The organism is Microbispora sp. NBRC 16548, from assembly GCF_030268985.1.
Lineage (GTDB): Bacteria > Actinomycetota > Actinomycetes > Streptosporangiales > Streptosporangiaceae > Microbispora > Microbispora catharanthi.
The window spans coordinates 1-345 of the sequence record NZ_BSSF01000099.1 but is presented as its reverse complement, the minus strand read 5'-3'; the positions used below and the strand labels follow the sequence as shown (position 1 = coordinate 345).

At 63.2% G+C, this 345-nt stretch carries 1 pseudogene; it reads left to right on the top strand.

Annotated features, from left to right (window positions below):
* Positions 1-345: pseudogene (locus QSK36_RS43205) on the top strand (trypsin-like serine peptidase); the annotation flags it as partial.

The following is a 345-nucleotide window of genomic DNA, read 5'->3' as shown; positions in this document are numbered from 1 at the left end:
TCTTCGTCTTCGGTTACCCGAGCGGGTCGCACCCGGACGGCAACTACGCCTTCACCGGCAAGACCCTCAAGTGGGCCTACGGCAAGACCTTCAAGGCCGCCGCTCCGGCGATGAAGGCCGAGGAGCTGGTGGGCATCAAGTCCTCCTTCACCGGTGAGGGCTCGATCGGTTCCTCGTGGCTGTACCGCTACAGCAACACCAAGCGTCTCGGTTACCTCAACGGTGTGACCATCGCGGTCTCCGACACCGACGGCAACAAGCGCATCGACACCAGCGTCTCCCCGTACTTCGACGGTGAGACCCTGGCCGTCTACCAGTACGCCGCGAAGTTCGCTTCCGGCAAGA